At 41.0% G+C, this 23,725-nt stretch carries 14 protein-coding genes; 11 read left to right on the forward strand and 3 right to left on the reverse strand.

What is annotated here, in order from left to right; genetic code table 11:
• Window positions 1–5: 5 nt before the first annotated feature.
• From BM156_RS18910 to BM156_RS18925, 4 genes are read left to right on the forward strand one after another with little or no spacing between them, the layout of a single operon-like run.
• The gene (locus tag BM156_RS18910; protein WP_093921473.1) at window positions 6–1,094 is read left to right on the forward strand and encodes an Ldh family oxidoreductase; all 1,089 of its coding nucleotides are present in this window, start codon (window positions 6–8) and stop codon (window positions 1,092–1,094) included.
• A complete protein-coding gene (locus tag BM156_RS18915) occupies window positions 1,087–1,797 on the forward strand; it encodes a glycosyltransferase (RefSeq protein WP_093921474.1) in 711 nt (236 codons plus the stop codon). Before BM156_RS18910 ends, BM156_RS18915 begins: the two co-directional genes overlap by 8 nt.
• The gene (locus BM156_RS18920) at window positions 1,797–2,837 is read left to right on the forward strand and encodes a sensor histidine kinase (RefSeq protein WP_093921475.1); all 1,041 of its coding nucleotides are present in this window, start codon (window positions 1,797–1,799) and stop codon (window positions 2,835–2,837) included. The genes BM156_RS18915 and BM156_RS18920 overlap by 1 nt, the downstream gene beginning before the upstream one ends.
• On the forward strand, window positions 2,834–3,535 hold the full coding sequence (locus BM156_RS18925; protein ID WP_093921476.1) for a LytR/AlgR family response regulator transcription factor: 702 nt from the start codon (window positions 2,834–2,836) through the stop codon (window positions 3,533–3,535). Before BM156_RS18920 ends, BM156_RS18925 begins: the two co-directional genes overlap by 4 nt.
• 324 nt (window positions 3,536–3,859) lie before the next feature.
• Here the strand turns inward: BM156_RS18925 and BM156_RS18930 are convergent, their stop codons facing one another.
• Window positions 3,860–4,603 (reverse strand): nitroreductase family protein, encoded by a 744-nt coding sequence (locus tag BM156_RS18930; RefSeq protein ID WP_244525763.1) that lies wholly within the window; start codon window positions 4,601–4,603, stop codon window positions 3,860–3,862.
• Between the two features lie 861 nt (window positions 4,604–5,464).
• Complete coding sequence (locus BM156_RS18935; RefSeq protein WP_093921478.1) at window positions 5,465–12,946, reverse strand: Ig-like domain-containing protein; 7,482 nt, start codon at window positions 12,944–12,946, stop codon at window positions 5,465–5,467.
• A gap of 1,837 nt (window positions 12,947–14,783) precedes the next feature.
• On the opposite strand from BM156_RS18935, the gene gap reads away from it, so the two are divergent.
• Entirely contained in the window at window positions 14,784–15,791 is a 1,008-nt protein-coding gene (gap, locus tag BM156_RS18945; protein WP_093921480.1) for a type I glyceraldehyde-3-phosphate dehydrogenase, read from the forward strand.
• 209 nt (window positions 15,792–16,000) lie between these two features.
• Here gap and BM156_RS18950 read toward each other — a convergent pair whose 3' ends face one another.
• The gene (locus BM156_RS18950) at window positions 16,001–17,248 is read right to left on the reverse strand and encodes an ABC transporter permease (RefSeq protein WP_093921481.1); all 1,248 of its coding nucleotides are present in this window, start codon (window positions 17,246–17,248) and stop codon (window positions 16,001–16,003) included.
• A 321-nt stretch (window positions 17,249–17,569) separates the two neighbouring features.
• On the opposite strand from BM156_RS18950, the gene BM156_RS18955 reads away from it, so the two are divergent.
• The 6 genes from BM156_RS18955 to BM156_RS18980 all read left to right on the forward strand — a co-directional run bounded on the left by BM156_RS18955 (window position 17,570) and on the right by BM156_RS18980 (window position 23,706).
• Window positions 17,570–18,097, forward strand: a complete 528-nt coding sequence (locus BM156_RS18955; protein ID WP_093921482.1) for an IS1096 element passenger TnpR family protein — start codon at window positions 17,570–17,572, stop codon at window positions 18,095–18,097.
• Window positions 18,098–18,161: 64 nt separating this feature from the next.
• The gene (gene miaA, locus BM156_RS18960; RefSeq protein ID WP_093921483.1) at window positions 18,162–19,067 is read left to right on the forward strand and encodes a tRNA (adenosine(37)-N6)-dimethylallyltransferase MiaA; all 906 of its coding nucleotides are present in this window, start codon (window positions 18,162–18,164) and stop codon (window positions 19,065–19,067) included.
• Complete coding sequence (locus BM156_RS18965) at window positions 19,064–19,528, forward strand: NUDIX domain-containing protein (protein WP_093921484.1); 465 nt, start codon at window positions 19,064–19,066, stop codon at window positions 19,526–19,528. The genes miaA and BM156_RS18965 overlap by 4 nt, the downstream gene beginning before the upstream one ends.
• Before the next feature lie 61 nt (window positions 19,529–19,589).
• Window positions 19,590–20,735, forward strand: coding sequence for a glycosyltransferase (locus BM156_RS18970; RefSeq protein ID WP_093921485.1), 1,146 nt, complete (start codon window positions 19,590–19,592; stop codon window positions 20,733–20,735).
• On the forward strand, window positions 20,728–21,309 hold the full coding sequence (locus BM156_RS18975) for a D-sedoheptulose-7-phosphate isomerase (RefSeq protein ID WP_093921486.1): 582 nt from the start codon (window positions 20,728–20,730) through the stop codon (window positions 21,307–21,309). The genes BM156_RS18970 and BM156_RS18975 overlap by 8 nt, the downstream gene beginning before the upstream one ends.
• A 156-nt stretch (window positions 21,310–21,465) precedes the next feature.
• On the forward strand, window positions 21,466–23,706 hold the full coding sequence (locus BM156_RS18980; RefSeq protein WP_093921510.1) for a RelA/SpoT family protein: 2,241 nt from the start codon (window positions 21,466–21,468) through the stop codon (window positions 23,704–23,706).
• The last annotated feature ends 19 nt before the right edge of the window (window positions 23,707–23,725 follow it).

The following is a 23,725-nucleotide window of genomic DNA, read 5'->3' on the forward strand; positions in this document are numbered from 1 at the left end:
AAGAAATGAAGGTAAGTTCAGAGTACCTAAAACAATTTACTCAAGACGTATTTGAACGCATGGGCTGCCCTGCCAACGAGGCGGAACTGGCAGCCGATTGTTTAAACCAAGCCGATTTGCGTGGTGTTGATTCACATGGCGTTGCCCGCCTAAGCGGCTATGTTCGCCTGTGGGAAAAACAACGCTTAAACGCAACTCCCCAATTAAAGCTTGTTCATGAAACACCATCAACCGCAGTACTTGATGCCGACCTGGCCTTAGGGCTTGTTGCCGGGCCTCATGCCATGCGCTTAGCCATGGATAAGGCCAAGCAAGTTGGTAGCGGATGGGTTGCGGTTAAGAATTCCAACCATTATGGAATTGCCGGCTATCATGCCATGCTAGCTTTGGAAGAAGATATGATTGGTATTTCAATGACCAATGCCAGCCCGCTGGTATCGCCAACGTTTTCCAAAAGTCGCTTTTTGGGAACCAACCCAATAGCGGTTGCCATTCCGGCTAAAGAGGAACCTCCTTTTGTGATGGATATGGCGACAACAACAGTTGCCAATGGCAAACTGGAAGTGCTTCAACGCAAAGGAGAAGATGCTCCACAGGGCTGGGCTCAGGATAAAGAAGGTAATCCAACAACCGATGCCTTTGCCCTAAAAAAGGGAGGTGCCATGTTACCTTTGGGAGGTGATCGTGAGCACGGCAGTCATAAAGGCTATTGTCTGGGATCGATGGTTGATATTTTTACGGCTGTATTGTCCGGAGCCAACTATGGCCCTTGGGTCCCTCCGTTTGTCGCTTTTCTAGATCCACCGGCCAATCCTGTTGGTGATGGTATCGGCCATTTTTTCGGCGCATTCCGGATTGATGCTTTCCGTCCAGCTGATGAATTTAAAGATCATATGGACAATTGGATTCGCACATTCCGCCAAGCGGAATCGGTTCAAGGGCAACCACAAGTACTCATCCCCGGTGATCCGGAACGACTACTCACCCAAGAACGCCAGCAAGATGGTGTGCCGATGCAGCAAGCCGTTATCGAAGATCTTGAAAAACTTGCTTCAAAATTTGAATTAACCTTCAACCCCATGCAATATGCCTAAGACACTTGTTATTACCCCCGTAAAAGACTCGCTCACGACCACTTTGGAAACCATCTCGGCCATCCACCGCTCAGAGGGCGACCATTTGTACCAGGTATATAATGATTTCAGTACCGCCGAAACAAAAGCGGTATTGGAGCAAAAGCAAAAAGAGTATGGGTTTGAGTTGATTAATTTAGAAGATGTCACCCAAACGCCTTCGCCTAACTACAACCTGGTTTTGCAAATGGCTCAAAAGAAAGCGCTGGAGCTTCAGATTCCCTTGGTTGTTGTAGAGTCAGATGTTATTGTAAAGCCCGACACCCTGAATCAAATGGCAGCGCTAAGTCAGAGCCTGTCAACCTGCGGAATGGTCGGTGCCATTACAACCGATGAAGCTGGAGAAGTGAATTTCCCTTACCTTAATTTCAAGGGAGAGAAGGAACCGGTTTGTGATACTTCGCACAGCCTGAGTTTTTGTTGTACACTGATGACGACCAAGCTACTGGAGCAATTTTCTTTTAAAGAGCTCTCCGCCGAGAAACATTGGTACGATGTGTTCATTTCAAGACAGTCCCGTGTGTTGGGCTTAAGAAATTACCTAATCACCAACTTACCGGTCGTTCACAAACCGCACAGCTCACGTCCTTGGAAACAACTGAAGTATTCCAATCCGATCAAATATTATTTCAACAAGCTGATTAAACGTAAAGACCGAATTTAATGGGCTTCATCAAGAATTTTCAACGCTTCAAGCTGCTACTCCAGGTTCTTTTCTGGGGCAGTAGTCTTGCTTTTGCGTTGGCTTCTTTTTATGTCGCCTCCGATTATCACTTTAACTTAGGCACCGATATTCTTCGGGCATTGATTCTTAACGCAGGACTGGCACTTGGCGTTTATATTAACCTGCTGGTGCTCATCCCCAAATTGCTTAGAAAGAAATACTACATTTTCTATGCATTTTGGTTGCTCATTACCATGGCGGTCTCGTCCTTGCTAATTCTTAGCCTGTTTTTTGTTCTTCAGCATTTTAACCGGCCGCACTTGTTCTCAACCTACTTTTTCACCACCGGGTTTTATGTTGGAATCACCTCGCTTGCCAAGTTTGTTCACGAATGGATCGAAATGCAAGACATCGCCCTGCGCTACCACAAGGTAGAACGCCAAAAGCTGGAAGCTGAACTCAACACCTTAAAAGCGCAAATCAACCCGCATTTTCTATTTAATTCGCTTAATAACATTTACTCCTTGGCACTGAGTAATTCGAGCAAAACCCCGCAAATGATTTTAAAACTGTCGGATTTGATGCGACACGTCCTTTATGAATCACGCGAAAACTACATCAGCCTAAAAAAGGAAATTAGTTTTATTGAAAACTTTATCGAACTGCAACGCATCAGACTTCCTGAAAACACTGACCTGCGTTTTGAACTCCATGGCGATCCCGGAAATCAGCGCATCATTCCGCTGATCTTTGAACCTTTTGTTGACAATGCGTTCAAACATGGCTGCAAATCCATTAACCCCGATTCCTTCATTCATATCAGCATTAATATTGACCAGGAATGGCTTCGCTTTACCTGCGAAAACAGCTTTGAACCAACAGAGCCACCAACCAAGGATAAAGCACACGGAATTGGCCTGGAGAATGCAAAAAAACGCCTCGCCTTCCTTTACAAAGAGGAAGATTACCATTTAGAAATACGCTCAAAAGAGCCTATCTTTAGCGTAGCATTAAACTTGAAGCTAAAAACAAACCAATGATTAAAGCAATTATTGTTGACGACGAACCACTTGCACAAAATGTTATTAAGCAATTTGCCAAAGACATTCCCGGCCTCGAAATAGTTTGTACCTGTAATAATGCGCTGGAAGCAACCTCCAAGTTGAAAGAAACACCAGTTGACTTGATGTTTCTGGATGTCAACATGCCTCGCTTGAGTGGGCTTGACTTTTTGAAAAACCTGAACAATCCGCCTTTAGTTATTCTGACAACCGCCTACGCAGATTATGCCATGGAAGGCTATGAGCTCAACATCCTCGACTATTTGAAAAAGCCCTTTTCATTTGAACGCTTTTTTAAAGCGATTCAGAAAGCCGAAGAACAATTGGCACTCATCCATCAGAAAGAAGAGACCAACGCCGAATACATCTTTATAAAGGCCAATAAGAAGGCTGTTCGGGTTGAGTTTAAATCAATCTGCTTTATCGAAGGCTTGGGCGACTACATCAAGATCCATCTTCAGGATAAACACCTGGTGACGAATCTTTCCATGAAAAAAATGGAAGAGCTACTCCCTTCGGATCAGTTTTTCCGAATTCATAAATCATTCATTGTTCGCCTCGATCAAATCCAAAGCATTGAAGGAAACCAACTTGAAGTTGTCGGGAATAAACTTCCCATCGGGAATAACTTCCGCCAGGAATTCCAGGAACTAATCAATCGGTTTCTTATTAAATAAGGCAGAGAGCCAAGAGCAGAGGGCAGAGAGCAGAGGGCAGAGAGCAGAGGGCAGGGAGCGAAGAGTTAAAAGGAGAACGGAAACCGGGAAAAGGAGACCGGACAAGAGAATTGATGATTTTTGAATGATGATTGATACAGCAGGGGGCAAAGAGCATGGGGCAGAGCGTTAAGATTGAAGACGAACTTGCCGACCACTATTCACTGATCACTGATCACCGATCACCAGCAGAGAGCAACGAGTAGGCGGAACCTCAAACAAAAAAATGGAAGCCGGACGATCTTGCAGCCAACTTCCATTCTCCTGTATATACCTCTTAAGACGTTAATCAAGCTTAAATCCTTGCTTACGCAGGGTCTCCATCAACTTGGCAGAGAAAAGCTCGTTATCGGCCTTCTTATAGCGTACATCGGTAAACACCTGAGCCAGGTTCTGCTTGTTGTTTTCCTTGACAAACTGTTTGGAGCTTTCCAGGCTTTCTTTCTCTGCATGCAAAGAAGCAATCCGCTCCGCAGCATAGTCTGCATACTTTTCTTGATGCACCACGGCTTCCAAAGGCAAACGATCCGTCAATGGTGGCTCCTGATCCGGATAGCCAACAACCAAAGCCGTAACCGGAAAAACTCCCTTAGGCAATTCCAAGGCATCAATAAACTCCTGGGCATTATATAGCGCTGTTCCCAGGTAGCAAATTCCCAATCCATGCGACTCTGCTTCAACACACATGTTTTGTGCAAACAAGCTGGCATCAATGGTCGCATTCAAAATCCACAACAGGTTGTTGTAGCCTGCATCAGCCTGGTTCAGCTCACACCATTGGTTAAACCGGTTAATATCGGCGCAGATCGTTAACAAGACAGGAGCCTGCTTTACCATGGGTTGATTAAAGTGTAAAGGTGCCAATTGTGCCTTTGCCGCTGCATCCTTCGTAACCACCACACTGTACAATTGCATATTTCCGGTGTTGGAAGCTCGTGTTCCCGCTTCAATCACCTTATTTAATACTTGCTCATCAATGGGCTCTTCCTTATACTTTCGAATTGATCGGTGCTTAAATAATAGTTCCATAATTTAATAGATCCTTTGATTTTTAGATTTTCGGACAGTCAAATATTGGCCAGCTATAAATTTCAAGCAGCTATGCGAATCAAGGCGAGCATCGGTGCAGGAAAAGTCCCATAGCCACTCCTACCTTGGCTTCGTATTTATCCTTCCTGTCACCAAACAAAGGTAAAACTTTCGAAGAATTGGAGAAGCTGCTCTTGGTCAATCTTCAAGTCTATTTAACACCCCAGGGGGGTACTTCGGAAGTGTTGAACCCGTTCCGGGTTCTGGGGACTGTGCCATTCATTACTGCCCGTAGGTCTCACCTACGGCTATCATCGTTAAACCCTCGGGGTTATTGGAATCCGGAAAAGGATTCAACAACAATAACGACAGGTGCAACCTGTTGTTATCAATGGCGAAACAAAAAAGAACCCCAGATGGGGTTCAATTAATTCCAAATAATGATTCCCTTACCAAGCTGTTGAACCCATTCCGGGTTCTGGCGACTGCACTATTCGCTATTGCCCGCAGGTTACACCTACGGCTACCATCGTTAAACCCTTCGGGTTGGTTGGAGAAATACCTCTTCTAAAAGCTTCTAAAAAAGGTTCATCATCCCTATTCCTGGCTATCGTATCATTCATTATTGCCCGCAGGTTGCACCTACGGCTACCATCGTTAAACCCTTCGGGTTGGTTGGAGAAATACCTTTATAAAAGCCACTAAAAACATGGTACATTTTCCTTGTTCCCGGCTATCGCGTCATACATTACTATCTGTAGGGCACCTACGACTAGCATTGTTAAGCTCTCCGGGGTAAATTGAAAGCACAAAAAAAGGGGAGACCAAATGGCCCCCCCTTCTTAATCAATCAATTCGGCATTACCTTTTAACAATTCGTTCAGTTTTGGCTACAACATCATCTTTAGTAACTAAAGTGATAATGTAAAGCCCACTGCGTAGGTCACCCGTTTGAATTGTTTCAGTTGGGTTTGCAATTTCTTTCACACGTTGACCAGCAACGTTTGTAATGATTACACGTGAAAGTTTATCAGCATTCTCAACTTTAACATAGCTATCAAATGGGTTAGGATAAACCTTGAACTCGAGAGAACCATCTACTGGGTCTTCTACACCTGTTGCAAAGTCTGCACCAGTTGTGAAAGTCCATTCAGCAGCATCAGAGATTCCGGCAAATACATTGCCTGTCATATCTTGGATTGCGTCAGCATCAACGGTTACAAAGTAGTCAGCATTCTTATCCAAACCACCAGTTTCAGCGTCGTATTCGTACTCAATAGTGATTACGTTATCAACGATCATGTCAGCAGTAAGAGGAATATCAAGAACAGCTGTCTCTTCTCCAGCAAGAGTAACGAAAATTGAACCACCAGTTTCAGTTAATTGAACATTTTCATCAAATGTCATGATAAATACTGGGTGGTTATCTTCAAGTGTTTCTTCATCTGGAGATAACTCTACAACAACTGGAGCAGCCATATCATCACCTGTAGTGAAGTTCCACTCTTGAGTAGTGATTACACCGGCGAATGGTAATTTATTACTTGCTGTATTCGTAAATGCTCCTTCAGTAATAATGATATAGTAGTTCTTATTGAACTCTAGGTTGTTTTCAGGATTAACAGTAACAACACGTCCATCAATCATCACTTTAGCAATATCAGTAGGATCAATTGACTCAACCAATACACCTTCAGTACCAACTTCTTCGTAAATATAAACCATACCAGCAGCATTAGCCAACACGCTACGGTCAAATGTAATCACGATGTCAGCAGAAGCATCAACACCAGTTGCGTCGTCAAGAGGAGTAATCTCATCCCAAACAATCATTGGAGCAGCATCATCTTCAGTAGAGAACATCCAAGTCATGCCTAAAAGACCATCAAATTGATTAGCTGGAGTAGCTGTATCCTCAAATGCACCTTCTTCAATCCTTACATAGTAAGTTGAATTTGCAGCAAATTCGTTATGAGTTACCGCAGCGATACGGTTTGCTTGATAAACAGGATCAGTCAATGGCTTCAATGAAACGTTTCCTCCATTTACTGGAATTTGTTGGAATGGAGTCCAATCTTCATTGTAGATTACAATGTAGTAATCATCTCCTGTATTCACTTTGATCTCTTTATTGAAAGTGATCATCAAGTTTTCATTCAAGGCAACATTCGTTGCTTCATTAGCTGGGAATAAAGCGTCAGCACCAAACAATTCTGGTTTTACACCATCAGCTGTGCTGAATGTCCACTCATCAATCTCAGCAGCTGCAATACCAACCCATTTGTTACCAGCAACGTCAGTGAAAGCACCTTCGTCAGCAGTTACATAGAAGTCCATATCAGCAGGAAGATCAGCATGTGCAATCTCTACGTAATCCAACACATCATCATCATCTCCCTGAGCGATTGTTACATTGGTTTCATTTACCTCAATAGCTTCAACCAAAGTACCATCTTCGTAGTCGCGAATGTACAAGCTACCTGTTCCCAAAGCAATCGCTTCGTTGAATTGGATAGACATTTTTCCATCAGCTTCTGTTCCACCCATAGGAGTGTAAACCTCTACTTCTGGCACAACAATATCCTCCAATTGGAAATAAGTACTTACTTCATCATTATAATTATCTGAGTAATCAACTACAGCCTCATCAATTAAAATAACCTTGTACCAAGTTTCTGAAGTTAAATCAACAGTTGGGGTTACAGTAATTGTCATATAATCTTCACTAATAGCACCTTCAAAAGCTATTTCCTCAGAACCAGGTCCTACATTACCATCCTTATCAGAAGTTAAGTAAACAACCAAGTCAACAATATTTTCGTCCAGTACAGGAACCCCATATTTATTGCCTTCATCTGTCCAAACAACATCATCATAAACAGGCTCATCAAAAGTAATAGTTACCACACCTGACGCATCAACTTGAATTGACTCTGCAACAGGATCAAATGTAACAACAGGAGCTGTATTATCCTCTGTTGTGAAGCTAATAGTAGTTTCCTCAGAAACATTTTCCTTATTATCAACAACTGGGCTGATCGTCAAAATATAATCAGTCTCGCTTGTCAAGTCCTCTTTTGGTTCTACCAAGATTTGATCTACATCAGTACCAGGATCATCACTATCATTAGCATATGTGTTAACTTCGATCACATTTCCAGCTGCATCTTTTAATACAATAACATCTGCTACTGACTCATCAGTGAAAGCTGTAGCATCTGGTGCTTTAAAGATATCTTCAGTAAAACTAATTACAATTGAATTATCAATTGGAACATCATTCTCAGCAACCAAACTCACTGTTTTCACGCCAGAAACAAACTCAAATGTCTCCACCTCAGGTGCAGTTTCGTCCAAAATCACGAAATCCCAATCAGTACCAGCAATACCAGCATAAGCATTTCCTGCCATATCCTTAATAACGCCAGCAGGAATCTGAACGTAGAACTCAGCCTGCTCTGCTGGAACATTCTCCATATTGATAGTAACCGTAGAGTCCGTTCCAAAAACAAGATCATTTACATTGATCACTTCAAACTCAGCACCACCTACAGCATAATATACTGTAATTGCAGCACTAGTTCCTTTTTGAACCATTTCATTGAATTTCAATGTCAATGCAGTTCCTGCTTCAATTTCTGGTGTTCCTGTTAATTTAGGCATATAACCATCAGCAACAACCATAGGAGCATCTGTATCTTTAATTGTGAATGACCATCCATCAACTAGATTAATTGCAGCCATCGCATTTGGAGCAGCAGCTACGTCAACGAATGCTCCTTCAACAACTTCAACGTAGTATTCTGTATTACTCAATAGAGTCTCAGCACGCTCAACTGTTGCAGTCCAAACATTGTCAACTTTTGCAACAGTTGTATTAGCGCCAATCACAATAGTTTCACGAACCACATCAGTTTCAACATCACGAATCAAAATAACAGCACCATTAGTCGCCGTAACTTCCTCGTTGAATGTCAATACCAAATCAGCATCAGCATCAACAGCTGTAGCGCCTTTAGCAGGAGCTTTCACTGTCGCAATTGGCTTAATTACATCTAATGTTTCAAAATCAACATCAACACGTATACCTTGATTTGCGTTACTTGATTTATCAACAGCAACCACATAAGCAGTGTATTCTACTGAAGAAGTAAGATCTTTAATATCTACAGCTTTTGATCCCGCAGCATCAAAACTTACTTCTTTACCATCTGCAATCAAAGTAGGTACAGTTGGAGCTGTAGCACTAGCTTCAAGAACCATATAATAAGCTGTAGCCTTCTCATCTAAAGTAATATTCAGCTTCGCAGCAGTACCAGTAATATTATCTACAGTAGCTACTACTTCTGGCTTAGTATTATCTTCAGTTGTGAAGGTAAAGCTATCATCAGCTCCATGAGCATTACCTAATTCATCCTCAATAACAGTTAGCTTAACAGAAACGGTATAGTCTGTTAAATCCTCTAGGCTATTGTCTGGATCAATTGTCCAAGTGTTTCCAGAAATCGTAACAACATAATTGTTTAAAACACCATTATCAATGCTAACAATAGATCCATCTTTAATTTCAGAAGCCGTATATACATTTCCTGTAGAAGGATTAATAGGAGCTTCATTCCAAGCGATAACAATATCAGTATCAATATCTACATCTTTTGCTGCCTCCTTAGGGGTAGCTGTATACTTAGGAGCATACTTGTCATAGGTATAGAAATTTACCACTTTATCTCCACCACCTAACGGACGATCATAAACGTCTTTCACGATTGCTTCGTGAATAGTCAATCGGTAATCTTTATCAGCAACCAATGGATCAACTGGGTCGATAGTTAAAGTTGAGCCTGAGTAAGTATAGTTACTTTGGTTAGCAGCATCATTAAATACTTCAGTATAGACACCAGCATCCTTATCACTAACCTCTAGCAAGATTGTTTCTGACGCAGAAGCAGTTCCAGCTTTAACAGGTTGAGTAAATGTTATAACAAAGTTATCTGTCAAACCAACCATATCATCCTCATTGGCTGGATCAGTAGTTTTTACTGCAAAGGCAACGTCCTCATCTGTTGTAAAATTCCATGCACTTCCAGTAATTCCGGCGTAAGCATTTCCTTCGTCATCAGTAATCAAAGTATTGCTAACTTCCACGTAATATTTAGTGCTAAAATCTAAATCAGCCTTCAATGTAAACGTGATTGTCATTTTGTCAGCTTCACGTTTCAGGTCAGCTTCATTCAATGTTTGAACTGCTAAATCTGTAGCAAAATTACGAACCACTGCTGTACCTGTACCAATTTCAACAATCTCGTCGAATGTTAACTTCAATTTGGTATCGATAGCTACTTCAGTTGCTGCCATAGCTGGAACATAAGTATCAACTGAAGGTTCAACATTATCAAATGTTGTAAATGTAATTGTAATTTCTGCATTACCAATAGTAGTTCCTTTACTATATACAGCATCAGCAGGGATAGTGACTACCACAGGAAGTTCTGATGCTGAGAAATCAGCATGAGGAATAACTAACGTATTTCCATTGATAACTTCGATACCGGCTTCCACAACAGAAGAACCGGCTTCCATTACAGTAATACCTGAACCATCATTCAACGCGATTTCACGATCAAAAACAACGTGAATTGGATCTTCTGCGCCAACTGCAGTTGCTTCATGTTTTGGTGTTGAAGAAGCAAGAGCTGGAGCATCAGTTGCTAAAGTTGTAAATTCTACACCTTTATTAACGAACTCATTCCCTGCAGCATCAACAATCGATTTTCCGATAGAAATCGTATAGGTTTTATTTGGGTCAAACGAAGTGGCAGCAACAGTAATTTCTTTGCCAGCAACAGTCCATTCAGCCGTGTAGGTTACATTAGCGCCTTCTTCATTGAAGTTCAATAAATCAGCAGCGCTAGTTCCCATGGTAACCGCTCCACCATCTTTACGTTCTACAACCTCAGCAAAAACAATAACGACATCTAGATCTGAATCTACAAGAGTTCCCTCTACAATTTCATTACCATCTGAAGTAAAAGTAACTGTAGGAGCAACAAAGTCAGCAACCGTAGGATTAGCCTGGAATGCAGTAGCCAATTCGTTACCTTCTGAATCTTCTACAGCACCCGCTCCGACTTTCACATAGTAAGTTGCACCAACTTCATCAAAATCATTAGCCGGATCAATAATGAAAGACTTACCATCTTCACTTACAGTGTAAGTTGCAGTTACTAAAGCTCCTGTTGCGTCAGCTCCCTTGCGGAAAATAACCATATTCTCAACATCAGCGTCAGTTACAGCAGAACCATCAGCATTGAAAACTTCTTCTGACCACTTAATAACGATGTTATCAGTAGCATTCAACTCCATTTTTGCCAAACTAGCTGTTGGAGCTGCAAAGTCTTTCAATGTGAATGTGTCTTCTCCGTCAGTACCTGCATTAGCAGCACCATCATAAATATTTTCACCATCAACAACTACCTTATACTCACCCTCAGACTCAGTATTGGTATTATCATAATTTACAGTAAAAACATACTGATCTTTTGCTCCATCAAAAGCAATATCATCAGGAGTCACTGAATTCCAGCTATCTCCATCTTTTACTTTGATGGTGACATACGTCCCAATATTTGCCTCGGTAATAGCAGCAGCAGCAGCAGTATAGATATCTTCAGTGAAATCTAAAGTAATAGTAAACTCACCTGAAGTTTCTTTCAAATTAGTTTGATCTAAAGCAAATGTATAAGTCGGCTTGATAAAATCTTTAATTGTGAATACCCAATCATCGTTAGACAACAAGCCTTCAGCCTCATTTCCAGAATTATCTTTGATAAACCCTTTAGGGAACTTAACGAAATACTTTACACCACTTTCATAAGCGTAATCAACAGGAACCCAAACTTCATCTTTTGGTCCAGTTTGTTGGAAAAGAATTGACTCATCAGTCGCAGCAATTGAAAATACCTTTACGTGGTTCAACCCTGCATCATACTTCCATATTTCAAGTTCTCCGGCGCCTGCAACAACCTCTTCATACTTACCGCCATCGATATCAATCCGAAGAGTATCTGCATCTAAATGATCAAGATCTGCTGGATCTTCTGCTAACACTGTTGAATTGTGCATTGGCCAACTATCCGAAACATCGATAATTGGAGCAGTAACATCTAACGTTAAAACCTTTGTTAATACCTTTTTTACCTCACCTGAATTAACGGGACTTTGAGTATTCTCAGCATAAGCGTAGATATCATAAGCCCAACTTTCTTGTACTGCAACAGCACCAGTGCCGTTAAAAGCCTGATCTACTGCTACTTTAAAAGTCTTAGTTGCATCATCAACAACAACATTCTCCATTCCATTGCCAGCAATAAAATCTGCTTTAACAGGAGCTGGATCTCCATTTTCAACAGCTAAGAAAAAAGCTTCACCTTTTTCATTCAAGTTGAAGAAAACATCGAACTTGTCTTTTGCAACATTATCAGCTACAACATTCGAAAATACGGGAGCTGTATTGTCACGAGTCGTAAAATACCATCCATCGTGGTTCAACCAACCAGCGAAAGCATTATTATTTTCATAAATTTCACCATTAAATGGTGCATCTTCTCCAGCTTGGCTATCAACAATAGCTCCTTCAGGAATAGTCACATAATACTTTGTTTCCGGCTCAAAAGCACGAGTTGGGTCTATTGTTAACACATTATCCACAACAATTAATGCAGCATCTTTTACGATCTCATATAAATCGCCATTAGCAGTACCATTATCCGTGTAAATATATACTTCTCCACCTTCAGCAACTTTAACGTCTTCATCAAAAGTAACAGTTAGATTATTGTCCAACTGAACATCTTTTGACTCCCCGGTTTTTGGGTCAAAGAAGTTAGTGTCTACCAACTTAGGAGCAGTATAATCTCCAACAGTCACATTAGCAACAGTCAATGAACCGCTAGCTTCTGCATCATCTGCAGCACGAACAAAATCGGCATCAAACTCTAGTTGATACACGTTCTCCTCTTCTAGATAAGAAGAAAAATCGACAGTGATTTCAAACAAATCAGCGTCGTTTGCTTCTTGTGCAATAGTAACATTGGCACTTGAAGCCTGGAAAGTTTTTAATGCAACGTTTCCATTTGTCACATCTACAAGACGAACAACTCCAACTCCTGTCACAACTGCCTCTGGGGCAGTCACTACAAACGTTGCAGAGGTCTCAAGATTGGTATAACCTTTCACATCCGGACTAAGGATGAGCCCACTAGGGACATCGATAGCGAACGCTTGTAAGGTCATTACCATGCTTAGTATAAAAATACTAAAAAGCTGAGTAAATGATTTTCTCATAGCATTTGTTTTTAATTGTACTTAATTGATTGATTGTAATTTATATATTTAATTCTTTTTCAGCATCGCAACGAGAGCCCGAACAACGGTCGTTATAAAACGACAACAAGACACCGCTACCTAGCACCGCCAGATAAAACCACGCCTTGTAAAATTTATGTTGATTTTTCATTGTATTTCAGATATATCTACCAGCAAAACTTCATTTTCCATTCAGACAAACGACCAATCTCAACTAGAAATTCGCCCTGTACAGTCCAAATAAATCATTAAGTTATACAGAAATGTAAATACGCAATACAAGTGTGCAGAGTAAATTTTTTCTTCATATAATTCGGTTTCACATGTAACTAATTGTCAATCTTTGAATCATCACAATTACCTTCATGCAGATTAATTTTTAACGCTCAATCGGCATAGATTCTACAAACCTATAAAATTTATTACCAATGTACAAGCATTTTTTGCGATAAAAACAAAGAATTATTCACAAAAAACAGAAGACGATAATCTCCGCAAATGTGGAATCTATGCCTAGTTCAAACGATCGCCCAAAAAGAGCTTAACGTAATTATTAATCCAATTATGGAGCCCTGAAAATCAGAAAATAATGGATTCAAAAGGTAGATTTTAGAGACACAATTCTTCAATGAAAATCAGAGAACCAATAATTATTCTATCTTTGTTTTCAGAGAAAAGGAGATTGATTTATGAAACAAAAAACGACTGGCATACTGCTTGTTACCTTTCTTGCAGGCGTCTTATTTAGCCAAACAGCCTGCAAAACGTGTAAGTGTCCGGCCTACAGTTATCACCCCAAGAAACAGCCCGAGCAACTCTCGCCTCTCCCAATCGACCAAAGAAGTCTAAAGGCTAAGAAAAACAAGCTGACTCAAATCGAAAATCAAGCAGGGAATCCCATAGAGACTGCAAGCATCAACTCGTAAAACATGCTGTGTAACACATCGACCTGTTTCCGCTCGCTTCCCTTTCCATGTAAAAGGTAAGCTTCCATTTTGGCCATTTCAGCCAAATTTTCGCCGTCTTCGTCTAGTTCAACTCAAAATACGCTATCTAAAAATCATAATAATAAAATCACACACAACTACTTATCGTTTTTTAAACCCACTGAGAATTGAATATTTTAACGCCCCCTGCCATTTATACAGGTATTTTCAGTTTTCAGGCACTTATCAAAACTAGAATTAATCCTCTTATTTTCGACAAGTGGATATTCAGAGAATAATATGATCAGATATTAAACTCATTTCAAAACAAGAAACAAACACCTCCATACTAAAATACCTGAATAGCTTTTTATCTCTATTGTAATCTATTTCATCAAAAGAAATAACGCTATCCAACTCTGAATTTCTTTATCTCGACTTGCCCCACACAAATTCGTTTCATTTTTTGAAAACTCCTCCCCTTAATTCACATACAGTCTGAACACTCGCTAAACCTCGTTTTCACAAAGCGCCCAAGCGCCCCCCCTTTCTCAATAGCAGTGCTTTTTCTCCACGCTAAGCTTTCCGGAGCACGCTTACCTTCACTCAACTCAAGAACACAATACCTTCTATGCCAGAGTTTTAAATTAAGACACAACATCAAAACAAAACCCAGCTTTACGGTTTCCGTACAAAATAGCAGTCCTTAAACGGTGACTTTCCGAGAAACATTAACTGAATTTTAAGCTCTGGATAAAAAAAACAAATCAAAAACGAAAAATTTGATCATCTTGATTTAAGTTAGTTATTTTGTGTGGCTTTGAAAAACACATCTATAAAAGCTAATAGATCAAAAGAATAATCTTTCATTAATTTTTAAATTATCAACTATGTCAAAAATTAAAATCGGTATCAACGGATTTGGCCGTATTGGTCGTTTTGTTTTCCGTCAAGCTATTGCAAAAGGCACTATTCAAATCGTGGCTATCAACGACTTGATCGATGTAGACTACATGGCTTACATGCTTAAATACGATTCAACTCACGGACAATTCGACGGAACTGTTGAAGTAAAAGACGGTAAATTGATCGTTAATGGAGACGAAATCCGTGTAACAGCTGAAAGAAACCCAGCTGACATTAACTGGGGTGCTGTTGATGCTGAATACGTTGTTGAGTCAACTGGTCTTTTCTTGACAAAAGAAAAAGCACAAGGTCACATCGACGCTGGTGCTAAGAAAGTTGTGATGTCTGCTCCTTCAAAAGACGATACTCCAATGTTCGTTATGGGTGTAAACAACGCTTCTTACACAAACGATATGAACTTCGTTTCAAACGCTTCTTGTACTACCAACTGCTTGGCTCCTGTAGCTAAAGTATTGAATGACAAATTCGGTATCAAAGAAGGTTTGATGACTACTGTTCACGCAACTACTGCAACTCAAAAAACTGTTGACGGTCCTTCAATGAAAGACTGGAGAGGTGGACGTGGCGCTGGCCAAAACATTATCCCTTCTTCTACTGGTGCTGCTAAAGCTGTAGGTAAAGTTATTCCTGAATTGAACGGAAAATTGACAGGTATGGCTTTCCGTGTTCCTACTCCTGACGTATCTGTTGTTGACTTGACAGTTACTTTGGAAAAAGGAGCTTCTTACGAAGAAATTTGCGCTGCTATGAAAGCTGCTTCTGAAGGCGAATTGGCTGGTGTTCTTGGTTACACTGAGGACATGGTTGTTTCTAACGACTTCGTTGGTGACACTCGTACTTCTATCTTCGACGCTGGTGCTGGTATCTCATTGTCTCCAAACTTCGTAAAAGTTGTTTCTTGGTATGACAACGAAATGGGTTACTCTGCAAAAGTTTGCGAATTGATCCAATACATGGACTCAGTAAAATAATTCTGATACCATTATAATATAGAAAGGCGTCCTTGTGGGCGCCTTTTTTATTTTTGAAAAAGAGACTTCAAAGTTTTGTATCACCTATCAACTCCTGAACGAGTAGCGTTGTCAAAATATTAGAATGCTCAAGTATTAGACTGATAAGAACAACAGCTAAGAACCGAAAAGAAGTAAGAAGTTGAACTTCTATCTAAACTGACCAACACTTATTCATAACGCAAACTCTCAATCGGATCGAGACGGGAGGCCTTTTGAGCCGGGTAATAGCCCGAAACAATTCCAACACCATAACAAACAACAACGCCAGTTATTATCCATACCCAAGGCACAATAAACGAACTTCCAATCAACACGGACACAATATTCCCTACTAAAATCCCCAACACAATTCCAAGCAAACCGCCAATTTGCCCAATAACCACCGCTTCCATCAAAAACTGCTGCCTGATCAAACGGGAATTAGCTCCAATGGCCTTCCGAACACCAATCTCTCGGGTTCGTTCAGTGACCGAAACCAACATGATATTCATCAAACCTACAGCTGCACCAAACAAGGTTATAATACCAATGACCGTCGCCACCAAGGTAATGTTCCGAATATTATTCAACAACATGTTCACCAAATTATCACTCTTCTCTAGGTTAAAATCGGTTTCATCGGTTGGATTTAAGCCTCTGACAATCCGAAAAGTGCCTTCCGCTTGCCCCAAAGCCGCGTCTACCAATTGGGTATTCTCGACTTTCACTTGCACATTGAAGTTCATCTGAGGGCGGGAAAAGTACGTTCTCACGTTGGAGTACGGCAGCAGACAAACTTCATCTCCATTATCACCAAAGCCACCTCCTTTAGACTTCAACGTGCCAACCACCTCATAACGACCATTGCCAATGGTAATCTCTTTATTTAGTGGATTCTCTCCTTTATCAAATAATCTTCGGACCAAGCCATCGCCCAACAACACCCGGTTCGAAGCAGTTTCCAGATCCACCCCAGCCAAGTTTCGGCCTTTATCAATCTCAAAGCCTGAAGCCAAAATGTAATTCTCATCGACTCCCCGCACCGTCACGTTTGGGTTTGATTTTTCAGAACCATATTTCACAGTCGCGGTTCCTGTCGCAGTTGTTGAAATAGATACTACTGCCGGAAAATCAAACTGATCTTTAAATTCCTTGGCTTGGTAATAATTAATGTAGGCATGATTTTTCGTTCGAACACGCTCATTGCCTACCTGTACATTAATTGCACGCGAAGTAATGGTAAACGTGTTAGCCCCCATGAAGGTAAACTCCTTGGTGATTGACGACTTAATCGAATCAATGGCAGTAAGAATGCCAACCAAAGCGGTAATCCCAACTGCAATAATTAATACCGTCAAAATGGTTCGCAATAAATTCGAGCGAATAGATTGAATCGAAATTCTCAGGTTTTCGTATAGTAAAGCTCCGTATTGCATGTTCTTCTATTTCGGAGGTTAAGTTCAAAAATAATTTGCATTAATACAACGATCTATTAATCAAAAAAATCAACCTAATCAATCTATTATTCATCGAATTAGTGACACATAAGTTCAATTATTCACTATTGACGTTCAGCTTGTTGACAAAAAAAACGCTACTAATAAACATCAATGCAACGAGTTAAGACTGCCATTTTAGCAATTAATCTTTTTTAACATTTATTACCTAACCTTTTCAAAACGATAGCCGTTTAAAAGACCTGTGTGCAAACAAGACAACTTTTTAAAGTTTTTTAAAAATCATTTTAAAGCGTTTTAATGGTTTATCGATTCAAAATAACATCTATAGAAAAGACGGATTTTGCCAGGGTGCTTGAAATAGATGGACGAAAAACATTTGCTGATTTACATTGCTGCATCCAGAATTGCTGTCACTACAGCTCTGATCAACTTGCATCATTTTTTGTTGCCAGCGATAAGTGCGGCAAACAAATTGAAATCTCTCAAATTGATTATGGAAAGAATGGTTCCCAATTTCAAAACATGGGGAAAACCAAACTACATGATATCCTCTCTGACATAGGACAACGTATGCTCTATGTGTTTGATTTTTTTAATGACAGATCTTTTTATATTGAATTAACAGACATTTACATGAAAAAGAATCTTCAAGAAAAACAAGTCACCCACAGACTAGGTGATGCCCCTGCACAAGTGCTGGAAGAAGAATTACAGGACCAGGGTCTTAATGTTCTCGACCAAGAGAACCAGTACCAAGATTATGGTGATTTAGATGATTATACCGAAATTTTTGGCGAAATGGAGGATCTAATCGAAGGGGACTGAAAGGACCCCTTCCTTTTTTTAGCAAAACCACTACCTTTGCTTTTTCAACCCCTCGTATTAAAGTATGAACAAAGCATTAATCGTTGTACAAGGTCCAACAGGTATTGGTAAAAGCCACCTAAGCATTCAGCTTGCGAAACACTTCAACACCGAAATAATTTCTTCCGACTCCCGCCAGCTGTTTAAGGAGTTAAGTATTGGGACTGCAGTCCCCTCCCCTGACGAGCTCAGCCAGGTTCCTCACCATCTTATTCATTCTCATTCAATTCATGACGATTACAATGCCAGCCGCTTTGAAACCGAAGCTCTTGAACTCATAGAACAACTTTTTTCATCGCGTAATCAGTTAATCATGGCTGGTGGTTCCATGCTTTATGTCGATGCTGTTTGTAAAGGAATCGATTTTCAGCCTGATGTTGATCCTGTTATCCGGGAATCACTGGTCAATGATTGGCAAGAAAAGGGGATCGAACATTTACGCCTCAAATTAAAACAGCTGGACGAAACCTATTACCAACAAGTAGACTTAAAAAACCCGAAACGATTAATACGGGCGTTGGAAGTCTGTTTAATGACCGGGAAACCGTACTCTTCATTTCGAAAAGAGACCATCAAAGAACGCCCCTTTAAAATCATAAAAATAGGGCTTAACATGGATCGGGAGGCTCTTTACGACCGAATTAACCAGCGTGTAGATCAAATGATAGCAGAAGGCTTAGAAGATGAAGCCAGAAAGATTTACCCCTTTCGTCATTTGAACTCGCTAAACACCGTGGGCTATAAAGAACTCTTTGCCCATTTTGATGGAGCAATAAGCTTAGAAAAAGCCATTGAACTCATTAAGCGCAACACCAGGCGCTATGCTCGAAAACAACTAACTTGGTTGCGAAAAGATGAACACATCAATTGGTTTCACCCGGATAATTTAGATGAAATAATCACCTTTACAGAACAACAGTTGCCAACATGAAAGCGTCCATTCCAAACCAATTTACCATACGCATTTATGGAATCTTCAGCAATTCACAGAACGAGGTTTTAGTTACCGATGAATTTCAACTGGATACCCCAATGACCAAGTTCCCCGGAGGAGGCTTGCAATTTGGAGAAGGGCCGATCGATTGCTTACGACGGGAAATGCGCGAAGAGTGTCAACAAGAAATTGAAGCGATCACACACTATTACACCACGCACTTTTACCAGAAGGCTTTGTTCTGGGACAACCATCAGCTCTTGAGCATCTACTACAAAGCAAAGTTGCTTCCTCCCTTACAATTTAAAATCTCCGAAAAAGCATTTGACTTCGGTCAATTTGAAAACGGACAACAATCTTTCCGTTGGGTAAAACAAGAAGCATTAAATGCTGACGAATTTACTTTCCCAATTGACAAACATGTAGCAACTTTGTTACTGAACGAAAAACAAAAGTAAAACGACCATTTCCGGCCTAACAACAAGCTCGGAAATAAACATACCTTTTGAAAACTGACAGATGAAGACAATCAAAATAATTGGTCCTGCCTATCCCTACCGGGGAGGACTCGCCTCATACAACGAACGCCTTGCCGAAGAGTTTCAACGACAAGGCTACCAGGTCAATATTGAGACCTTTACCGTTCAATACCCTAACTTGCTGTTCCCCGGAAAATCGCAGTATGTTGACGGACCTGCCCCTTCAAAACTATCCATTCAACGTACCGTAAACTCAGTCAATCCAGTCAACTGGCTTGCTGTGGGCAAACGAATCAAACGCGAAAAGCCTGATCTTCTAATGGTTCGCTACTGGCTGCCCTTCATGGGCCCCTGCCTCGGATCAATTTGCCGGTTGGTTCGCCAAAATAAACACACCAAAGTTGTCTGCCTGGCTGACAACATTATTCCACATGAACAAAGGCCCGGCGACAAACAGCTAACAAGTTATTTCATGCATAGCATCGATGGCATGGTAGCAATGTCTCAATCGGTACTCAACGATATCGATAAGTTCAATCCCAAACTACCACGTCAGCTATGTCCGCATCCCTTGTTTGACAACTTTGGAGAACGGCTTGATCCTTTACAAGCCAAAAAGCTTCTTCAGCTTGACCCCCAAACAAGCTACCTACTCTTCTTCGGATTTATTCGCGACTACAAAGGCTTAGACCTGTTGCTAAAAGCTTTTGCCGACAACCGATTAAAGAAACTACCAGTAAAGCTAATTGTAGCTGGCGAATTCTACACCAAGCCGGAACCTTACCTGCAATTAATTGAAGACTTGGGCCTCAAAGACCGCGTGTTATTGCATACCGATTTTATTCCAAACGAAAAGGTGAGCCAATACTTCAGTGCTTCTGATCTGGTTGTTCAACCCTACAAAAGCGCGACTCAAAGTGGGGTTACCCAAATTGGCTATCATTTTGAGAAATCGATGCTTGTAACTGACGTCGGAGGTTTGTCTGAAATCATCCCGGATCAGAAAATTGGTTACGTTGTCCAACCGAGTCCTGATGCTATCGCTGATGCTATCGTTGACTTTTACAGTCAAAATCGCCAAGCCGAATTTGAGCAAAACCTAATTGAAGAGAAAAAGAAATTCTCCTGGGAACATATGGTTAATGCCTTCTTATCCGTTTACAAGCAAACCCAACAGAATGACTGAACAACTAAGCAAACGCTTACAAGAAGCCATCGAAATAAAACAAGCTATCCTGTCGGACACGAAACTTCTGGAGCAAATTGGCCAAGCGATTGATGAGCTGGTTTTCAGTTATCGCCATAAAGGCAAAGCACTTTTTTGTGGTAACGGAGGAAGTGCTGCCGATGCGCAACACCTGGCAGCAGAGCTTTCCGGAAAGTTTTACCTCGATCGACCACCAATCCAGGCAGAAGCTTGTCATGTCAACACGTCCTTTTTAACCGCTTACTCCAACGACTATGATTTTGAAGTCGCCTATGCTCGTTATATCGAGTCAGTTGGGCGTCCCGGCGATGTGCTTATTGCAATTTCCACATCAGGCACATCAGCCAATGTGGTAAAAGCAGCCCAAAAAGCGCGAGAATTGGGCATGCGGATTATTGCACTTACCGGCTCCGGTGGAGGCGAGCTTGCCAGCATCGCTCACATCTGCTTAAAAGTGCCTTCAACCAATACGCCCCGCATCCAGGAAGCCCATATTTTGATCGGCCATTTAATTTGTGAGCAGGTAGAGCAAGCTCTCTTTGCAAAACAATAGCCAAACGCCTGAACAAAGCATAGGTTTCAAGCCTTTCATTAACGATTGGTGAAATCTGATTTTTCGCAAGAAAATGGAGAATCATTTTCTAACAATTAAACTATATTTACCGTTTACAATACGAAAAGGCTTCAAGATTTTAGTTGAACGATGGAGATGAATAAATTACAAACAAAGGCAGAGCAACGACTTATCGCTGATTACTACGAAAATCTCACCAATACTTTTGATCAGCGAATTACAGATGAGGGGCGGGAGCGAATTCAAAAAGCATTTGAGTTTGCCAACAGTGCACATGCCGGAGTAAAACGGAAATCGGGAGAACCCTACATCATCCATCCGATTGCAGTAGCCCAGATTGTTTCTGGAGAGATCGGACTTGGAGCCACCTCGATTATTGCAGCCATCCTGCACGATGTGGTTGAAGACACCGACTACTCGCTGGATGATATCCAGAATTTGTTTGGCGAAAAGGTGGCAAAAGTTGTTGATGGGCTGACCAAGCTTTCCGACGAAATAACGGCTCAGCACGATTCAAAACAAGCAACCAATTTCCGAAAAATGTTGATGACACTATCCGATGATGTTCGTGTTATCCTCATCAAGTTGGCAGACCGCTTGCACAACATGCGCACTTTGGATAGCATGCCAGCCGCAAAACAGTTGAAAATTGCAGCTGAAACGCTATACATATTCGCTCCTTTAGCTCATCGTCTGGGGCTATATTCAATCAAAACAGAGCTTGAAGACCTAAGTCTGAAATACAAACAACCGGAAACATTCGATCAAATTGTTCTCCGGTTAAGTAACCAACGTGAGCGGCGCGAATACCTCGTTAATGAGTTTGTCAAACCGATACAAACTCAACTGAAAAGTGAGGACATCAATTTTTCCATTTCCGGTCGCTTAAAATCCATTTATTCCATATGGAATAAAATGCAAACAAAAGGGGTTTCGTTTGACGAAGTTTATGACTTACTCGCCATCCGAATTGTTTTCAAGCCCAAATCCAATGTCTCTGAAAAGCGGCAATGCTTCGATATTCTCTCGCTCATCACCGACATTTATAAGCCAAAGCCTGACCGTATCCGCGATTGGATCACCATTCCCAAAGCGAATGGTTACGAGGCGCTTCATGTCACGGTGATGGGCCCGCAAGGAAAGTGGGTTGAAGTTCAAATCAGAACAGAGCGAATGGATGAAATTGCAGAACGTGGTTTTGCAGCACACTACAAATATAAAGGTGTCCAGTCACCCGAAACTGAATTGGACAAATGGCTGGAGAAAATCCGGGAAATGCTTCAAAATCCAGAATCCGATGCGATGGAGTTTTTGGACGAATTCAAGATGAACTTGTTTTCTTCTGAGATTGTAGTGTTTACCCCAAAGGGCGATATGATTAACCTACCCAAAGGCGCCACCGTTATTGATTTTGCTTACGAGATTCATACCGATCTGGGGAATCGATGTATTGGTGCTAAAATCAATCATAAGCTCGTCCCCGTTAGCTATGTCCTCCAGAGTGGCGATCAGGTTGAAATTCTGACCTCAAAAACACAAAAGCCAGATTTGGAATGGCTTCAATTCATGGTGACAGCAAAAGCCAAAAGCAAAGTCAAACAAGCCTTTAAGTTAGATAAGAAAAGGCACCTGGAAAAAGGACGTGAGATTATTGAAGAAAAGCTTCGTCAATACAAAATAAAGCCGTCTTCTGATACCTTGAAAAAGCTGACATCGCACTACAGCCTTTCCAATAAAGACCAGCTCTATGCTCATGTAGGAATGGGATTCATCCAAATTGACGATTTGGAAAGCATTTTAAAAACCAGACGCGAAAACAAACTGGCCAAGTATTGGAAGCTATCGTTTGGAATGGGACGCAAAAACTCGGAAACAGAGCATGAGTTAAACCTTCCAACCAAGTCAATCAATAAGAAAAATACGTTTCTACTCAAAGAAGATCCTGACGAAAGTACCTACTCTTTAGCAAAATGTTGCCAACCAATTCCCGGGGATGACGTTTTAGGTTACCTGAATTCAGCCAATCATGTCATCATTCACAAGCGTAACTGCCCTGAGGCGAACAAACTGATGTCTCAACATGGCGATCGGATTATAACCGCTGAGTGGACTAACTTTAAGAAACGCTCTTACCTTACCCACATCAAAATCAACGGATTCGATCGCGTTGGGATTGTAAACGAAGTAACGAACATCATCTCGAAACTGAGCAACATCAACATGCGCACAGTCATGTTTGACACCCACGATGGTATTTTCGAAGGCGACCTGTATATATACATTCACAACCTTGAGGATTTAAATAAATTAATTTCCCGACTAATGAAAATCAAAGGGATAGACACAATCGAGCGGATTGAAAAAATCGACAATTAATTTTTATTTAGTCTAAACA

Source organism: Sunxiuqinia elliptica (genome assembly GCF_900113005.1).
Taxonomy (GTDB): domain Bacteria; phylum Bacteroidota; class Bacteroidia; order Bacteroidales; family Prolixibacteraceae; genus Sunxiuqinia; species Sunxiuqinia elliptica.